The sequence below is a fragment of the Klenkia brasiliensis genome (assembly GCF_900100695.1).
In the GTDB taxonomy this organism is placed as follows: domain Bacteria; phylum Actinomycetota; class Actinomycetes; order Mycobacteriales; family Geodermatophilaceae; genus Klenkia; species Klenkia brasiliensis.
Map to the genome: position 1 here is coordinate 280,104 of NZ_FNCF01000005.1, position 13,229 is coordinate 293,332.

Genomic DNA, 13,229 nt, shown 5'->3' on the forward strand with positions numbered 1-13,229 from the left:
GTCAGGTGGCAGCGATGCGGTCGGTGCACGCGGTGACCGGATGGCTGGGCGGTGACCGCCTGCCCGCGCGCCGACCGGGCCGGGCTCAGGCGGTGGTGACGCCGTCCAGGTACACCCAGCGGCCCTCGACCCGGGTGAAGCGGCTGCGCTCCTGCTGGGCGCCCGCCTCGCCGTCGCGCCGGTAGGAGGCGCGGAACTCCACCACGCCCTCGGCGGCCAGCAGCCCGCCGCCCTCGACCGCCAGGATCTCCAGGCCGGTCCAGCGGGTGTCGTCGTCCAGCTCCAGGTCGGCCGGGCGGGTGCGCGGGTGCCACGTGGCCAGCAGGTAGGCGGCGTCGCCGACGGCGAAGGCGCTGTACCGGGACCGCATCAGCGCCTCGGCGGAGGGTGCGGCGGCACCGGCGTGCACCGGGCCGCAGCACTCGTCGTAGGTCAGCCCCGTGCCGCACGGGCAGCGCCGCGGGCTCATCCGGCGGGCTGCGGCTCGGTGAACGGGATCGTCGCGGCGATGGTGGGGCTGAGGGCGGTGACCAGGGCAGCGTCGGTGCTCGACGGCACCGAGATCTGCACGGGCACCGTCCGGTCGACCCCGGTGAACACGTTGACCGTCGGGTCGGTGGTGTCCACGAACCACTGCACGCCGTTGATCTCGATGAGCTGGGGGCCGCCGACGACGAAGCCTGCGGGGGCGTCGGCGCCGCAGACCAGCACCGACGCCGGGTCGCCCCAGGCGTAGACGTAGGGGGAGTCGGAGTCGACACGTCGACTCGTCTCCCCGACGACCTCCAGCGGCAGCTGGCTCATCAGCGCGGGGCAGGCGGCGTCGGCCTCGGGGGTGATCTCGGGGGTCTCGACCTCGACCGGGCTGTCGTCGCGCTGGCTGGGGGTGGCGCCGGAGACGTCGGCGACCGGGCCGTCGCCGGAGCCATCGTCCCCGCTGCCGGGGCCGAACAGCCGGATCAGCACGAGCAGCACCACGACCACCGGGACCGCGACCGCCGTCGCCACCAGCGCGGCGCGGCGGGTCGGGTCCGTCGTCCGGGGGGCCGGTGCCTCCCGTGCTTCCGTGGCCTCCGGTGCCTCCGGTGCCTCCGGTGCCTCCGGTGCCTCCGGTGCCTCCGGTGCCTCCGGTGCCTCCGGTGCCTCCGGTGCCTCCGGTGCCTCCGTGGCCTCCGGCGCCTCGTCGGGACCGGGGTCCGGCCCGTCGGGGGTGGTGCCCGGGTCGTTGCTCAGGGGAGGGACCTCAGAGGTTGACGACCGGGCAGGTCAGGGTGCGGGTGATGCCGTCGACCGACTGCACCCGGGCCACGACCAGGCGGCCCAGCTCGTCGACCGAGCCGGCCTCGGCGCGGACGATGACGTCGTAGGGGCCGGTGACGTCCTCGGCCTTGGTGACGCCGGCGATGCCGCTGATGGTCTGGGCGACCGCGGCGGCCTTGCCGACCTCGGTCTGGATCAGGATGTAGGCGTGGACCACAGCAGTTCCCTCCTCGGGCAGGACGTCGGCACCGCCGGTGGGCGGGCCGGACGGCAACGTACCCCAGCGCACCGGGGTGACCGGTGACGCGCCCCCGGCCGCACGGCCCCCGCACCGGCACCGCCGACACCGTCGGGTCGGTCGGCGAGTTCGGCGTCATCGACCGGGTGGTCGCCCGGGCCGGCACGGCCGCCGCGGCCGAGGTCGGCCCCGGCGACGACGCCGCGGTCGTGCGCGCCCCCGATGCCCGGGTGGTCGCCGCGTGCGACGTCCTGGTCGAGGGCCGGCACTTCCGGCGCGACTGGTCCTCGCCCGAGGACGTCGGGCACAAGGCCGCCGCGGCGAACCTGGCCGACGTCGCCGCGATGGGCGCGGTGCCCACCGCGCTGCTGGTCGGCCTGGCCTGCCCCGCCGACACCCCCACCGCCTGGCTGGAGGGCGTGGCCACCGGCATGGCCGAGGAGTGCGCGCCGCACGGCGCCGCGGTGGTCGGCGGCGACACGGTCGCCAGCGCCCCCGGCAGCGACGCCGTGGTGCTGTCGGTGACCGCGCTCGGCGACCTGCAGGGCCGGGCGCCGGTCACCCGGGGCGGGGCCCGGCCGGGGGACGTCGTGGCGGTGGCCGGGCGGTTGGGCTGGTCGGCGTGCGGCTGGGCGGTGCTGCGCCGCGGGTTCACCTCCCCGCACGCCGCCGTCGCCGCGCACCGCCGTCCCGAGCCGCCCTACGCGGCCGGGCCGGCCGCCGCCGACGCCGGCGCCACCGCCATGTGCGACGTCAGCGACGGCCTGCTCGCCGATGCCGGGCACATCGCGGACGCCTCGGGCGTGGTGCTGCACCTGGACCGCGGCACGCTGGAGTCCTTCGTCGACCCGGCCGGGCCGCTGGCCCAGGTCGCCGCGGCGGTGGGCGGCAACCCGCTGGGCTGGGTGCTCACCGGTGGGGAGGACCACGCGCTGCTGGCCACCTTCCCGGCCGCGGCGGACCTGCCGGCCGGGTTCGTGCGCATCGGGGTGGTCGAGGACGGCGCCCCCCGTGTGCTGGTCGACGGCGTCGGTGCCGCCGACGTCGCCGAGGGGCTGGGGGAGGGCGCCGGGCATGTCCACTTCTGAGACCTCGACGCGGCTGGTGCTGCGGCCCGCCGGCTACGACGACCCGCAGGTGGCCGAGCTCGTCGAGGCCGTGCAGCAGGAGTACGTCGTCCGCTACGGCGGCCGCGACGCGATGGAGGTCGACCCGGCCGAGGTGCTGCCGCCGCGCGGCCTGCTGCTGGTGGCCGAGGTCGGCGGCCGGGCGGTGGGCTGCGGCGCCTGGCGGGTGCACGCCCCGGGCACGGTGGAGGTCAAGCGGATGTACGTCGCGCCGCACGCCCGCCGTCAGGGTGTCGCGGAGACGGTGCTGTCCCGGCTGGAGGCCACCGCGGCCGCGGCCGGCCACCGGCGGGTGGTGCTCAACACCGGGGACAAGCAGCCCGAGGCGCTGGCGCTCTACGCGCGCGCCGGGTACACACCGGTCGCCGGGTACGGCGTCTACGCCGACGCCCCCGGCGCGGTGTTCCTCGGCAAGCAGCTCGCCGTCGTCCCGGAGGAGGGGTCCTGATGGGTGTCGTCACGGTGTCGGCCACGTTCGGCTGCGGGGGCGCGGAGATCGCGCCGGCGGTCGCGCAGCGGCTGGGTCTGCCCTTCCACGACCGGGTCATCCCGGCGCAGGTGGCGCTGCGGCTCGGCGTGCCCGTCGAGGAGGCCGAGGCCGCCGACGAGAGCGTGGTGCGCGGCCTGTGGCGGGTGGTGGCGTCCCTGGGCTCGATGCCCGACCCCGTCGGCGGGGTGCTGCCCGACGCCGGCGTCCCCGACGAGCGCGCCTTCCGGCTGCAGACCGAGCGGGTGGTCACCGACATCGCCGACGGGGCCGGCGGCGTCGTCCTGGGCCGGGCCGCGGCGATGGTGCTGCGCGACCGGCCCGACGCCCTGCACGTGCGCCTCGACGGGCCGCCCGAGCGCCGGCTCGCGGCCGCCGTGGCCCACCTGGGCCGCCCGGCCGACGAGGTGCGCCGCGAGCTGCAGGCCGCCGACCGGGCCCGCTCGGCCTACGTGCGGCACTACCACCGGTGCGACCCGGCCGAGGCGCGCCACTACCACCTGGTGGTCGACTCCACCGCCTTCGACCACGACCTGGTGGTCGACCTGGTGGTCGCCGCCGCGCGGGCGCGGGGGATCAGCGGGGAGCCAGCAGCGGGAGCATGACCCGGTCGACGACGTCGCGCACCAGGTCGTCGTCCAGCGGCCGGCCCAGCACCAGCCAGCGCTGCATGACCACCGCCGGGCCGGCCTCGCCGGCCACGGTGCCCAGCCGGGCGGGGTCGACCTCGCCCCGGGCGACCGCGGCGGTGAAGACCTGCACGAAGGCGTCCTCCCAGATGCCGGCCGACCCCGCGCGGAACGCCACGGCCAGGTCGGGCTCGTGCGGCAGCACGCCGACGACGGCGCGGGCGGCGGCGCCGACCGGGCCGTTCAGCGAGGCCACCATGGCGCCGACGACCTCCAGCAGGTCCTCCCGCAGCGACCCGGTGGACGGCACGGTCACCTGGCCGCGGTCGGCCTCGGCGATGGTCTCGGCGACCATCTGCACCCGCGAGGACCAGCGGCGGTACATGCTCGCCTTGCCCACGCCGGCCCGGCTGGCGACGGCGTCCATCGACAGCCCGTCCCAGCCCCGCTCGGCCAGCAGCTCCAGGACGGCGGTGCGCACGGAGGAGTCCACGGCGGGGTCGCGGCGGCGGCCCGGACGGAGCGGGGCGTCGGGTTCGGGCTCGGGGTCACGGCGGAACTGCACCGGTCGACTCTAGGGGTGAGCCCGCCCCGGACGCCGACGACCCCGGCCGCCGAGGGCGACCGGGGTCGTTGGGGAGGTGCGGTGGTGCAGGTCAGGCGCGGGTGAGCTTCCCGGCCCGGATGCAGCTGGTGCAGGCGTTCACGCGCTTGCGCGTGCCGTTGCCGAGGACGGCCCGCACGGACTGGATGTTCGGGTTCCAACGGCGCGGCGTGCGGCGGTGCGAGTGGGACACCGACATGCCGAACCCGGGGCCCTTGCCACACACGTCGCAGACGGCAGCCATGGTCGATCACTCCTGGAAGACAAGATTTCGTGGGCGCAGGGAACGAGCCACCCGCGCGGACAACTCGTCCACTGTAGCCGGTCGGCCCCGGCGCTGTCCGCCGGCCCCGGGGTGTCGGTGGCCACCGGTAGCCTCCGGCACGTGCTCACGGCGCTGGACGACGCCGCGGTCGGCCGCTGGAGCCGCGCCGCCGCCGACGCGCTGCGCGCCTCCCGCGGGGAGCTCGACGACCTCAACGTCTTCCCCGTCCCCGACGGCGACACGGGCACCAACCTGCTGCTCACCGCCCGCGCCGCGGCCGACGCCGTCGGCGAGGGCGGCTCCGACGGCTCGGTCACCGGGTCGGTGTGGGCGCGGTGGGCGCGCGGCGCGGTGCTGGGTGCCCGGGGGAACTCCGGGGCCATCCTCGCCCAGCTGCTGCGGGGCCTGGCCGACGACCTCGCCGGCCGCGGGCCGGCCGACGGCGCCGCCGTGGCCCGCGCCCTGCTGCGTGCCGCGCGCGAGGCCTACGCCGCGGTCGCCGAGCCCGCCGAGGGCACCTTCCTCACCGTCGCCCGGCGCAGCGCCGAGGCCGCGGCCGCCGCGGTCGAGGAGGGCCGGGCAGGGCTGGGCGAGGTGGTCCGCGCCGCCGCCGACGGCGCCCGCCGGGCGCTGCACGGCACCACCGACCAGCTGGCCGCGCTCCGCGACGCCGGGGTCGTGGACGCCGGGGGCGCCGGGTGGTGCGTCGTCCTCGACGCACTGGTCACCACCGTCACCGGAACCGAGCCCGACCGCCCGCCGCTGGCCCGCCGGTCCGGGCGGCGCGCCCGGGCGGTCCCCGCGCACCTGCACCAGCCGGCGGCCGACGCCGGCAGCGAGGTGCAGTTCCTGCTGGCCGACTCCGACGAGGAGGCCGTCGCCCGGCTGCGCACCGAGCTGGGGTGGCTGGGCGACTGCCTGGTCGTCGTGGGTGTGGACACCCCCACCGGCCGGGAGTGGAACGTCCACGTCCACGTGCACGACGTCGGCGCCGCGGTCGAGGCCGGCATCCGCGCCGGCCGGCCGCACTCCATCTCGGTCACCGCCCTCGCACCGGTGCAGGTGGCCCCGCCGGTCGCCGGGGCCCGCGCCGTGCTCGCGCTGGTGCCCGACGGGCCCGCGGCAGCCGGTGTCGCCGAGCTGCTCGGCGGCGAGGGCGTGCAGGTGCTCGGCGTCCCCGTGCCGCCCGAGCCCGACGACACCGGCGTCGCCGCCGAGGTGCAGGCCGCCGTCCGCACGGCCGTGCTCGGGGCCGGTGCGGCCGAGGTCGTGCTGCTGCCCGACCACCCGGCCCTGGTCGGCCCGGCCGGCCGGGCCGCGGTGCAGGCCCGCGGCGAGGGCCGGGACGTGGCCGTGGTGCCCACGCGCTCCCCGGTGCAGGGCCTGGCCGCCGTCGCCGTCGCCGACCCCGGCCAGCGGTTCTCCGACGACGTCATCGCCATGACCGAGGCCGCGTCGGCGACCCGCTGGGCCGAGGTGGTGCTCGCCGAGCACGAGGCGCTGACCTCGGCCGGTCGCTGCCACCCCGGTGACGCCCTCGGCCTGGTCGAGGGCGAGGTCGTGGTCGTCGGCCCCGCCCAGCTGGCGGTCACCTGCGAGCTGCTGGACCGGCTGCTGGCCGGCGGCGGCGAGCTGGTCACCCTGGTCGGTGGCCGGCTGGCCGAGGCCGCCGCCACCCACCTGGCGGCCCGGCACCCCACGGTCGAGGTGGCGGTGCACCCGCTGGGCCCGGGCGCCCGCGCGCTGCTGGTCGGGGTGGAGTGACGTGCTGGACCTGGACACCCCGCTGGGCAAGGTGGTCGGCACCCGCACCGCCAAGGCGATGGCCGAGGAGCTGGAGCTGCACACGGTGCGCGACCTGGTGCGCCACTACCCCAGCCGGTACGCCCGGCGCGGGGAGATGACCCGGTTCACCGACCTCGAGGTGGGCGACCGCGTCACCGTGCTCGGCCAGGTGCGCAAGGTCGACACCCGCCCGATGCGCAACCGCCGCGGCTCGCTGACCGAGGTCACCGTGGGCGACGGCGACGGCTCGATGCGGCTGGTCTTCTTCAACCACCGGCACGCCCGGCTCGAGGTCGGTGCCTGGGGGCTGTTCGCCGGCACGGTCGGCAGCTGGCACGGCCAGCTGCAGTTCAGCCACCCCGACTGCCAGGTCCTCGACGAGGCGACCGACGCCGAGGAGTGGGCCACCGCGATGCTGCCCATCTACCCGGCCAGCAAGAGCGTCTCCAGCTGGGTGGTGCAGAAGTCGCTCAAGCTCGTCCTCGGCGACCCCGCCGCGGCCGAGCAGCTGCTGGCCGCCGACCCGGTCCCGGCGCAGGTGCGCGCCCGGCACGGGCTGATGTCGCTGGCCCGGGCCATCTGGCTCAAGCACCACCCCGAGACCCCCGACGACGTCGAGCAGGCCGACCACCGGCTCAAGTGGGACGAGGCCCTGGTCCTGCAGGTCACCCTCGCCGCGCGGCGCCGCGCCGCGGCCCTGGAGCCCGGCATCGCCCGGCCCCGCCGCACCGGCGGCCTGGCCGACGCCGTCGACGCGGCGCTGCCCTTCGAGCTCACGGCCGGCCAGCGGGAGGTCGGGGAGGCCCTCGCCGCCGAGATCGGCCGCGAGCAGCCCATGCACCGGCTGCTGCAGGGCGAGGTCGGCTCGGGCAAGACGGTGGTGGCGCTGCGGGCCATGGCCCAGGTCGTCGACGCCGGCGGGCAGGCCGCCCTGCTGGCGCCCACCGAGGTGCTCGCCGCGCAGCACGCGCGCGGCATCGGGGCCCTGCTGGGCCCGCTGGGCCGGGCCGGCGAGATCGACGGCGACCCCGCCGGCACCCGGGTCACCCTGCTCACCGGCTCGCTGCGCGCCGCCGCCCGCCGCGCCGCGCTGGCCGAGGTCGCCGACGGCCGCGCCGGCATCGTGGTGGGCACGCACGCGCTGCTGTCCGAGGGGGTGGACTTCGCCGACCTGGGCCTGGTGGTGGTCGACGAGCAGCACCGGTTCGGCGTCGAGCAGCGCGACCGGCTGCGCGCCAAGGGCACCCGGCCGCCGCACGTCCTGGTCATGACCGCGACGCCCATCCCGCGCACCGTCGCGATGACCGTCTACGGCGACCTGGAGACCCTCACCCTGCGCCAGCTGCCCGCCGGCCGCGGCGGGGTGTCCAGCTCGGTGGTGCCGGTGGCCGAGAAGCCGGCCTGGCTGGACCGGGCCTGGGCCCGGGTGCGCGAGGAGGTCGCCGCCGGCCGGCAGGCCTACGTCGTCTGCCCGCGCATCGGCGACGACGAGGGGAAGGGCGCGACCGAGGGCCCCGACGGCCCCGACCCCGGCGACGGCGCCCCGCCGGAGACCGCGCAGACCTCCGACCGGCGCCCGCCGCTGGCCGTCCTCGACGTCGCCGAGGCGCTGGCCTCCGGTCCGCTGGCCGGCCTGCGGGTCGAGGTGCTGCACGGCCGGCTCACCCCCGAGGAGAAGGACGCCCGGATGCGGGCCTTCGCCACCCGCGAGGTCGACGTCCTGGTCGCCACCACCGTCATCGAGGTCGGCGTCGACGTCCCCAACGCGACCGTCATGGTCGTGATGGACGCCGACCGGTTCGGGGTCAGCCAGCTGCACCAGCTGCGCGGGCGGGTGGCGCGCGGCAAGCACCCGGGGCTGTGCCTGCTGGTCAGCGAGTTGTCCACGTCGTCCTCCACCGGCACCCGGCTGGCCCAGGTGGCCTCGACCACCGACGGGTTCGAGCTGGCGCGGCTGGACCTGGAGACCCGCCGCGAGGGCGATGTCCTCGGGGCGGCGCAGTCCGGCCGGCGATCGGGGGTCAAGCTGCTGTCGCTGCTGCACGACGAGGAGCTCATCGCGGCCGCCCGCACCGAGGCCGCCGCGCTGCTGGAGACCGACCTGGGCCTGGCCGCCCACCCGGAGCTGGCCGCCGCCGTCGCGTCGCTGAACGCCGGTGACCGCGCCGACTGGCTCGAGCGGGCATGACGCGGATCATCGCCGGCGCCGCGGGCGGACGACGGCTCAAGGTGCCCACCTCCGGTGTGCGGCCCACCGGCGACCGGGCCCGCGAGGGCCTGTTCAACTCGCTGGGCTCGCTGCTGGACCTCGAGGGTGCGCGGGTGCTCGACCTGTACGCCGGCTCCGGCGCGCTCGGGCTGGAGGCGCTGTCCCGCGGGGCGGCCGACGTCGTGCTCGTGGAGAACGGGCCGCGGGTGCTGCCGGTGCTGCGGGCCAACATCGCCGCCGTCGGGCTGCCCGGGGCATCGGTGGTCGGCGGCTCGGTGCCCGCGGTCCTCGCGCACCCCGCCGCCGCGCCGTTCGACCTCGTGCTGGCCGACCCGCCCTACGCCGTGACCCCGGAGGCCGTCCTGGGCGTGCTCGACGCCCTGGTCACCCACGGCTGGCTGGCACCCGACGCCGTGCTGGTGGTCGAGCGGCCGGCCCGGGAGGACCCGTGGGAGTGGCCGACACCCCTGCGGGGACTGCGCGACCGCCGCTACGGGGAGGCCCTGCTCCGGTACGGTCGCGCAGCGTGAGGTCAGCATGAGGAGAGCGGTCTGCCCGGGCTCCTTCGACCCGGTCACCAACGGGCACGTCGACGTCATCACCCGGGCCGCGGCGCTCTACGACGAGCTGGTCGTGGCGGTGCTGGTCAACCCCGGCAAGGCCGGCCTGTTCGACGTCGAGGAGCGGATGGAGCTGCTGCGCGCGGCCACCGCGGGGCTGCCCAACGTCGTCGTCGACTCCTTCTCGGGGCTGCTGGTGAACTGGTGCCGCGAGCACGACGTGCCCGTCGTGGTGAAGGGCCTGCGCGCGGTGGGGGACTTCGAGTACGAGCTGCAGATGGCCCAGATGAACCGTGAGCTGGCCGGCGTCGAGACGCTCTTCGTGCCCACCGCGCCGCAGGTCGGGCACCTGTCCTCCAGCCTGGTCAAGCAGATCGCCGCGTTCGGCGGCGACGTCTCGCACCTGGTGCCGGCCGAGGTCAACACCCGGCTGGTGGCCCGGCGCGAGCGGGAGGGGGAGTCGTGACCGAGGTGGTCTACCGGCTGTACGAGGTCGTCGACGAGCTGGCGTCGCTGATCGAGAACGCCCGCAGCGTGCCCATGTCCTCGTCCTGCATGGTCCCCCGCGACCACCTGCTGGACCTGCTGGACGACCTGCGCGAGGGGTTGCCCGAGGAGGTGCAGCAGGCCGGCGCCATCGTCGAGCAGCGCACCGAGATCCTCGAGCAGGCCCAGGCCGAGGCCGAGCGGCTCACCGGCCGCACGCGGACCGAGGCCGAGCAGGTGGTGGGCACCGCCCGGCGGCAGCGCGACGAGCTCATCGGGACCGCCCGCCGCCAGCGCGACGAGCTCATCGCCCAGGCCCAGGCCGAGGTCGAGGACCTGCTCACCCGCGCCGAGGCCGAGGCCGACCGGATCCTGGCCGAGGCCGACCGGCAGCAGGCCGAGCTGGTCGCCGAGGGCCGCGCTCAGCAGGCGGCACTGGTCGCCGCCGGCCAGGCCGAGCACGACCGCCTGGTCACCGAGACCGAGGTCTACCGCGGCGCGGTCGACCGGGCCGACGAGCTGGGGGAGCAGACCGCCGCCGAGGTCGCCCGGATGCGCGCGGAGGTCGACGAGTACGTCGACAGCCGGCTGGCCGACTTCGGCACCACGCTGGGCCACATGCAGCGCTCCGTCGAGGCCGCCCGCGCCCAGCTGCGCCAGCCCTAGGAGGCACCCGCCCACCCGACCGCGGGCTGGGGTAACCTGGGCTGCTCCCGCATGCGCTGCCCTGCACGCCCCGCGGTGAGAACCGACCCCGAGCACAGAGAAACCGTCATGCCTGCTGCCTCCACGCCCCGTCGCGGCGCCGCGTCCACCGACGCCCGGCGCCCCGGTGGCGACCCCTGGAAGGTCGACCTGCGCGAGCTGGGTCGGCGCGCGGGGTCGATGCGTGACTGGGAGAAGACCGTGCCGGCGCCCGGGGGCTGGGGCGTGGAGATGATCGGCGTCCCCGAGGGCGCGCCGGTCGAGCTGCACCTGCGGCTGGAGTCGGTCATGGAGGGCGTGCTGGTCTCCGGCGACGTCGACGTGCCCGTCACCGGCCAGTGCGCCCGCTGCCTCGACCCGGTCGAGGACACCCTGCACCTGGACGTCCAGGAGCTCTACGCCTACGAGGGCAGCACCACCGAGGCCACCAGCGAGGAGGACGAGGTCCGCCGCATCGACGGCGAGCACCTCGACCTGGCCCCGCTGGTGCGCGACACCGTCGTCCTCACCCTGCCGCTCTCGCCCACCTGCACCCCGGACTGCTCGGGTCTGTGCGTCGACTGCGGCCAGCGGCTCGACGACCTCCCGGCGGACCACTCGCACGAGCAGCTCGACCCGCGCTGGGCCGGGCTCGCCGACCGTTTCACCCCATCGAAGGAGAACTGACCGTGGCTGTCCCGAAGAGGCGCATGTCGCGCTCGAACACCCGCTCGCGCCGTTCGCAGTGGAAGGCCACCGCGCCGACGCTCGCGCCGTGCCCGAACCGCGCCTGCGGGGAGCTCAAGCCGCCGCACCAGGCCTGCCCGACCTGCGGTCAGTACGACGGCCGCCAGACCATCGCGGTCTGACCTGCCCGACCAGCACGACCACGACGTGACCGGCGACCCCACCCCGGGTGGTGCCGAGCACGCCGCACAGGCCGCCGACTGGCTGCGCGACGCCCTGGGCGTCGAGCTGCCCGGCGGCCTGCTCGCGTTGGCCCTGACCCACCGGTCCTGGGCCTACGAGCACGGCGGCCTGCCCACCAACGAGCGGCTGGAGTTCCTCGGCGACTCCGTGCTCGGCCTGGTGGTCACCGACGAGCTCTACCGCAGCCAGCCGGACCTGCCCGAGGGCCAGCTGGCCAAGCTGCGGGCCTCGGTGGTCAACATGACCTCCCTGGCCGGTGTGGCGCGCTCCCTCGGCGACGGCGGCATCGGCGCGCACCTGCTGCTGGGCCGCGGCGAGACCGCGACCGGCGGCCGGGACAAGGACTCGATCCTCGCCGACGCGCTCGAGGCGCTGCTGGGGGCCATCCACCTCGGCTGCGGGCTCGAGGTGGCCGCGGCGATCGTGCACCGGCTGTTCGACCCGCTGCTGGTCGAGTCCGCGTCGCTGGGGGCCGGCCTGGACTGGAAGACCAGCCTGCAGGAGCTCGGCGCCGCCCAGGGCCTGGGCGCCCCGGTGTACCGGATCGAGTCCGAGGGCCCCGACCACGCCAAGACCTTCACCGCCACCGTGCTGCTGGCCGACCAGCCGCGCGGCGGCGGGCACGGCCGGACCAAGAAGGCCGCCGAGCAGATGGCCGCGCAGAACGCCTGGCGCGAGCTGTCCGGACGGAGCTGACGCAGGTGCCCGAGCTGCCCGAGGTCGAGGTGGTCCGGCGCGGCCTGGAGCGCTGGGTCGCCGGCCGCACCGTCGCCGCCGTCGAGGTGCTGCACCCGCGCGCGGTCCGCCGGCACCTCGAGGGCGCCGACCACTTCGTCGCCGACCTGACCGGCGCGACGATCACCGCGGCGCACCGGCGCGGCAAGTACCTGTGGTTGCCGCTGGCCCGCGACGGCGTCGCGACCGGCCGGGTGCTGGTCGGGCACCTGGGCATGAGCGGCCAGCTGCTGGTCGAGAAGCCCGACGAGCCCCGGGAGAAGCACCTGCGGGCCCGGTTCACCTTCACCGACGGCGGCCGGGAGCTGCGCTTCGTCGACCAGCGCACCTTCGGTGGGCTGGCGACCGAGGACGCCGGGCAGGACGGCCTGCCGGTCCGGGTCGCGCACATCGCGGTCGACCCGCTGGCCGACGACTTCGACGCCGACGCCTTCGCCGCCGCGCTGCGCCGCCGGCGCACCGAGGTCAAGCGCGCGCTGCTGGACCAGACCCTCATCGGCGGGGTCGGGAACATCTACGCCGACGAGTCGCTGTGGCGGGCGCGGCTGCACGGCGCCCGGCCCACCGACAAGCTGACCCGGCGCCAGGTCGACGACCTGCTGGAGGGCATCCGCGACGTGCTGGCCGAATCGCTGGCCCAGGGCGGCACGTCCTTCGACTCCCTCTACGTCGACGTCAACGGCCAGAGCGGGTACTTCTCCCGCTCGCTGGCCGTCTACGGCCAGCTCGACCGCCCGTGCCCGCGGTGCGGCACCCCGGTCCGCCGGGAGTCCTTCATGAACCGGTCCAGCTACAGCTGCCCCAGCTGCCAGCCCCGCCCGAGGGCCCGGCGCTCGTGACCCGCCGGGTGGTCGCCCTGGTCTCCGGCGACGTGCAGGGCGTGGGCTACCGCTGGTTCGTCCGCGGCCAGGCCGGCCACCGGGGGCTGGCCGGGTCGGCGACCAACCTGCCCGACGGCCGGGTCGAGGTGGTGCTCGAGGGTCCCGACGACGACGTGCTCGCCGTGCTCGACGTGCTCACCGGGACGGCCGCGCCCGGGGCCCCGCGCGACGTGGCGCTCACCGACGAGGACTCGGTCGGTCTGCGCGGGTTCACCACGGCGTGACGGAGATGACACACCCCTGACGCGGGCGGACCGCCGTCCGCCGCGTTGACCTGCGCCCCGGCGGCTGTCACCCTGGCAGCAGTCCGCACCAGGCCGGTCCGCCCGGGTGCACCCCCCTCGTACGT

At 76.7% G+C, this 13,229-nt stretch carries 18 protein-coding genes; 13 read left to right on the plus strand and 5 right to left on the minus strand.

What is annotated here, in order from left to right:
• Positions 1 to 85: 85 nt before the first annotated feature.
• The 3 genes from BLT39_RS16515 to BLT39_RS16530 all read right to left on the minus strand — a co-directional run bounded on the left by BLT39_RS16515 (position 86) and on the right by BLT39_RS16530 (position 1,477).
• A complete protein-coding gene (locus BLT39_RS16515) occupies positions 86 to 469 on the minus strand; it encodes a YchJ family protein (protein ID WP_091065949.1) in 384 nt (127 codons plus the stop codon).
• Entirely contained in the window at positions 466 to 975 is a 510-nt protein-coding gene (locus BLT39_RS16520) for a DUF3515 domain-containing protein (RefSeq protein ID WP_242658486.1), read from the minus strand. The genes BLT39_RS16515 and BLT39_RS16520 overlap by 4 nt, the downstream gene beginning before the upstream one ends.
• Before the next feature lie 268 nt (positions 976 to 1,243).
• Positions 1,244 to 1,477: an Lrp/AsnC ligand binding domain-containing protein gene (locus BLT39_RS16530; protein WP_091065957.1), complete on the minus strand. Its 234-nt coding sequence runs from the start codon at positions 1,475 to 1,477 to the stop codon at positions 1,244 to 1,246.
• A gap of 83 nt (positions 1,478 to 1,560) precedes the next feature.
• On the opposite strand from BLT39_RS16530, the gene BLT39_RS16535 reads away from it, so the two are divergent.
• Genes BLT39_RS16535 through BLT39_RS16545 form a run of 3 tightly spaced genes read left to right on the plus strand, consistent with a single transcriptional unit; the run spans position 1,561 to position 3,717 of the window.
• Complete coding sequence (locus BLT39_RS16535) at positions 1,561 to 2,586, plus strand: thiamine-phosphate kinase (protein ID WP_091065961.1); 1,026 nt, start codon at positions 1,561 to 1,563, stop codon at positions 2,584 to 2,586.
• A complete protein-coding gene (locus BLT39_RS16540) occupies positions 2,573 to 3,073 on the plus strand; it encodes a GNAT family N-acetyltransferase (RefSeq protein WP_091065964.1) in 501 nt (166 codons plus the stop codon). Before BLT39_RS16535 ends, BLT39_RS16540 begins: the two co-directional genes overlap by 14 nt.
• On the plus strand, positions 3,073 to 3,717 hold the full coding sequence (locus BLT39_RS16545; protein ID WP_091065967.1) for a cytidylate kinase-like family protein: 645 nt from the start codon (positions 3,073 to 3,075) through the stop codon (positions 3,715 to 3,717). The genes BLT39_RS16540 and BLT39_RS16545 overlap by 1 nt, the downstream gene beginning before the upstream one ends.
• On the opposite strand, the gene BLT39_RS16550 is transcribed toward BLT39_RS16545, so the two are convergent.
• Positions 3,689 to 4,306 (minus strand): TetR/AcrR family transcriptional regulator, encoded by a 618-nt coding sequence (locus BLT39_RS16550; RefSeq protein WP_091065970.1) that lies wholly within the window; start codon positions 4,304 to 4,306, stop codon positions 3,689 to 3,691. The genes BLT39_RS16545 and BLT39_RS16550 overlap by 29 nt on opposite strands.
• Before the next feature lie 91 nt (positions 4,307 to 4,397).
• Positions 4,398 to 4,589, minus strand: coding sequence for a 50S ribosomal protein L28 (gene rpmB, locus BLT39_RS16555; protein WP_091065972.1), 192 nt, complete (start codon positions 4,587 to 4,589; stop codon positions 4,398 to 4,400).
• A 141-nt stretch (positions 4,590 to 4,730) separates the two neighbouring features.
• Here rpmB and BLT39_RS16560 point away from each other — a divergent pair, with 141 nt between their 5' ends.
• The 10 genes from BLT39_RS16560 to BLT39_RS16605 all read left to right on the plus strand — a co-directional run bounded on the left by BLT39_RS16560 (position 4,731) and on the right by BLT39_RS16605 (position 13,104).
• Positions 4,731 to 6,374 carry a DAK2 domain-containing protein gene (locus BLT39_RS16560; RefSeq protein ID WP_091066339.1) on the plus strand — a complete coding sequence of 548 codons (1,644 nt, stop codon included), beginning with the start codon at positions 4,731 to 4,733 and terminating at the stop codon, positions 6,372 to 6,374.
• A gap of 1 nt (position 6,375) precedes the next feature.
• Positions 6,376 to 8,583 (plus strand): ATP-dependent DNA helicase RecG, encoded by a 2,208-nt coding sequence (recG, locus tag BLT39_RS16565; protein WP_091065975.1) that lies wholly within the window; start codon positions 6,376 to 6,378, stop codon positions 8,581 to 8,583.
• On the plus strand, positions 8,580 to 9,134 hold the full coding sequence (gene rsmD / locus BLT39_RS16570; RefSeq protein ID WP_091065978.1) for a 16S rRNA (guanine(966)-N(2))-methyltransferase RsmD: 555 nt from the start codon (positions 8,580 to 8,582) through the stop codon (positions 9,132 to 9,134). Before recG ends, rsmD begins: the two co-directional genes overlap by 4 nt.
• A 7-nt stretch (positions 9,135 to 9,141) precedes the next feature.
• On the plus strand, positions 9,142 to 9,630 hold the full coding sequence (coaD, locus tag BLT39_RS16575; protein WP_091065981.1) for a pantetheine-phosphate adenylyltransferase: 489 nt from the start codon (positions 9,142 to 9,144) through the stop codon (positions 9,628 to 9,630).
• Positions 9,627 to 10,316: a hypothetical protein gene (locus BLT39_RS16580; protein WP_091065983.1), complete on the plus strand. Its 690-nt coding sequence runs from the start codon at positions 9,627 to 9,629 to the stop codon at positions 10,314 to 10,316. The genes coaD and BLT39_RS16580 overlap by 4 nt, the downstream gene beginning before the upstream one ends.
• A 108-nt stretch (positions 10,317 to 10,424) precedes the next feature.
• Positions 10,425 to 11,021 carry a YceD family protein gene (locus tag BLT39_RS16585; protein WP_091065986.1) on the plus strand — a complete coding sequence of 199 codons (597 nt, stop codon included), beginning with the start codon at positions 10,425 to 10,427 and terminating at the stop codon, positions 11,019 to 11,021.
• Positions 11,022 to 11,044: 23 nt separating this feature from the next.
• Positions 11,045 to 11,203, plus strand: coding sequence for a 50S ribosomal protein L32 (gene rpmF, locus BLT39_RS16590; RefSeq protein ID WP_152728800.1), 159 nt, complete (start codon positions 11,045 to 11,047; stop codon positions 11,201 to 11,203).
• A 25-nt stretch (positions 11,204 to 11,228) separates the two neighbouring features.
• The gene (gene rnc / locus BLT39_RS16595) at positions 11,229 to 11,960 is read left to right on the plus strand and encodes a ribonuclease III (RefSeq protein WP_091065992.1); all 732 of its coding nucleotides are present in this window, start codon (positions 11,229 to 11,231) and stop codon (positions 11,958 to 11,960) included.
• Between the two features lie 5 nt (positions 11,961 to 11,965).
• On the plus strand, positions 11,966 to 12,838 hold the full coding sequence (gene mutM / locus BLT39_RS16600) for a bifunctional DNA-formamidopyrimidine glycosylase/DNA-(apurinic or apyrimidinic site) lyase (protein WP_091065995.1): 873 nt from the start codon (positions 11,966 to 11,968) through the stop codon (positions 12,836 to 12,838).
• Positions 12,835 to 13,104, plus strand: a complete 270-nt coding sequence (locus tag BLT39_RS16605) for an acylphosphatase (RefSeq protein WP_091065997.1) — start codon at positions 12,835 to 12,837, stop codon at positions 13,102 to 13,104. Before mutM ends, BLT39_RS16605 begins: the two co-directional genes overlap by 4 nt.
• Positions 13,105 to 13,229: the final 125 nt, after the last annotated feature.

Bases quoted from the DNA above. Each gene is read 5' to 3' on its own strand.
- BLT39_RS16515 (WP_091065949.1), bottom strand. From the start codon at position 469: ATGAGCCCGCGGCGCTGCCCGTGCGGCACGGGGCTGACCTACGACGAG.
- rpmB (WP_091065972.1), bottom strand. From the start codon at position 4,589: ATGGCTGCCGTCTGCGACGTGTGTGGCAAGGGCCCCGGGTTCGGCATG.
- coaD (WP_091065981.1), top strand. From the start codon at position 9,142: ATGAGGAGAGCGGTCTGCCCGGGCTCCTTCGACCCGGTCACCAACGGG.
- BLT39_RS16540 (WP_091065964.1), top strand. From the start codon at position 2,573: ATGTCCACTTCTGAGACCTCGACGCGGCTGGTGCTGCGGCCCGCCGGC.
- BLT39_RS16545 (WP_091065967.1), top strand. From the start codon at position 3,073: ATGGGTGTCGTCACGGTGTCGGCCACGTTCGGCTGCGGGGGCGCGGAG.
- rpmF (WP_152728800.1), top strand. From the start codon at position 11,045: ATGTCGCGCTCGAACACCCGCTCGCGCCGTTCGCAGTGGAAGGCCACC.
- BLT39_RS16585 (WP_091065986.1), top strand. From the start codon at position 10,425: ATGCCTGCTGCCTCCACGCCCCGTCGCGGCGCCGCGTCCACCGACGCC.
- rsmD (WP_091065978.1), top strand. From the start codon at position 8,580: ATGACGCGGATCATCGCCGGCGCCGCGGGCGGACGACGGCTCAAGGTG.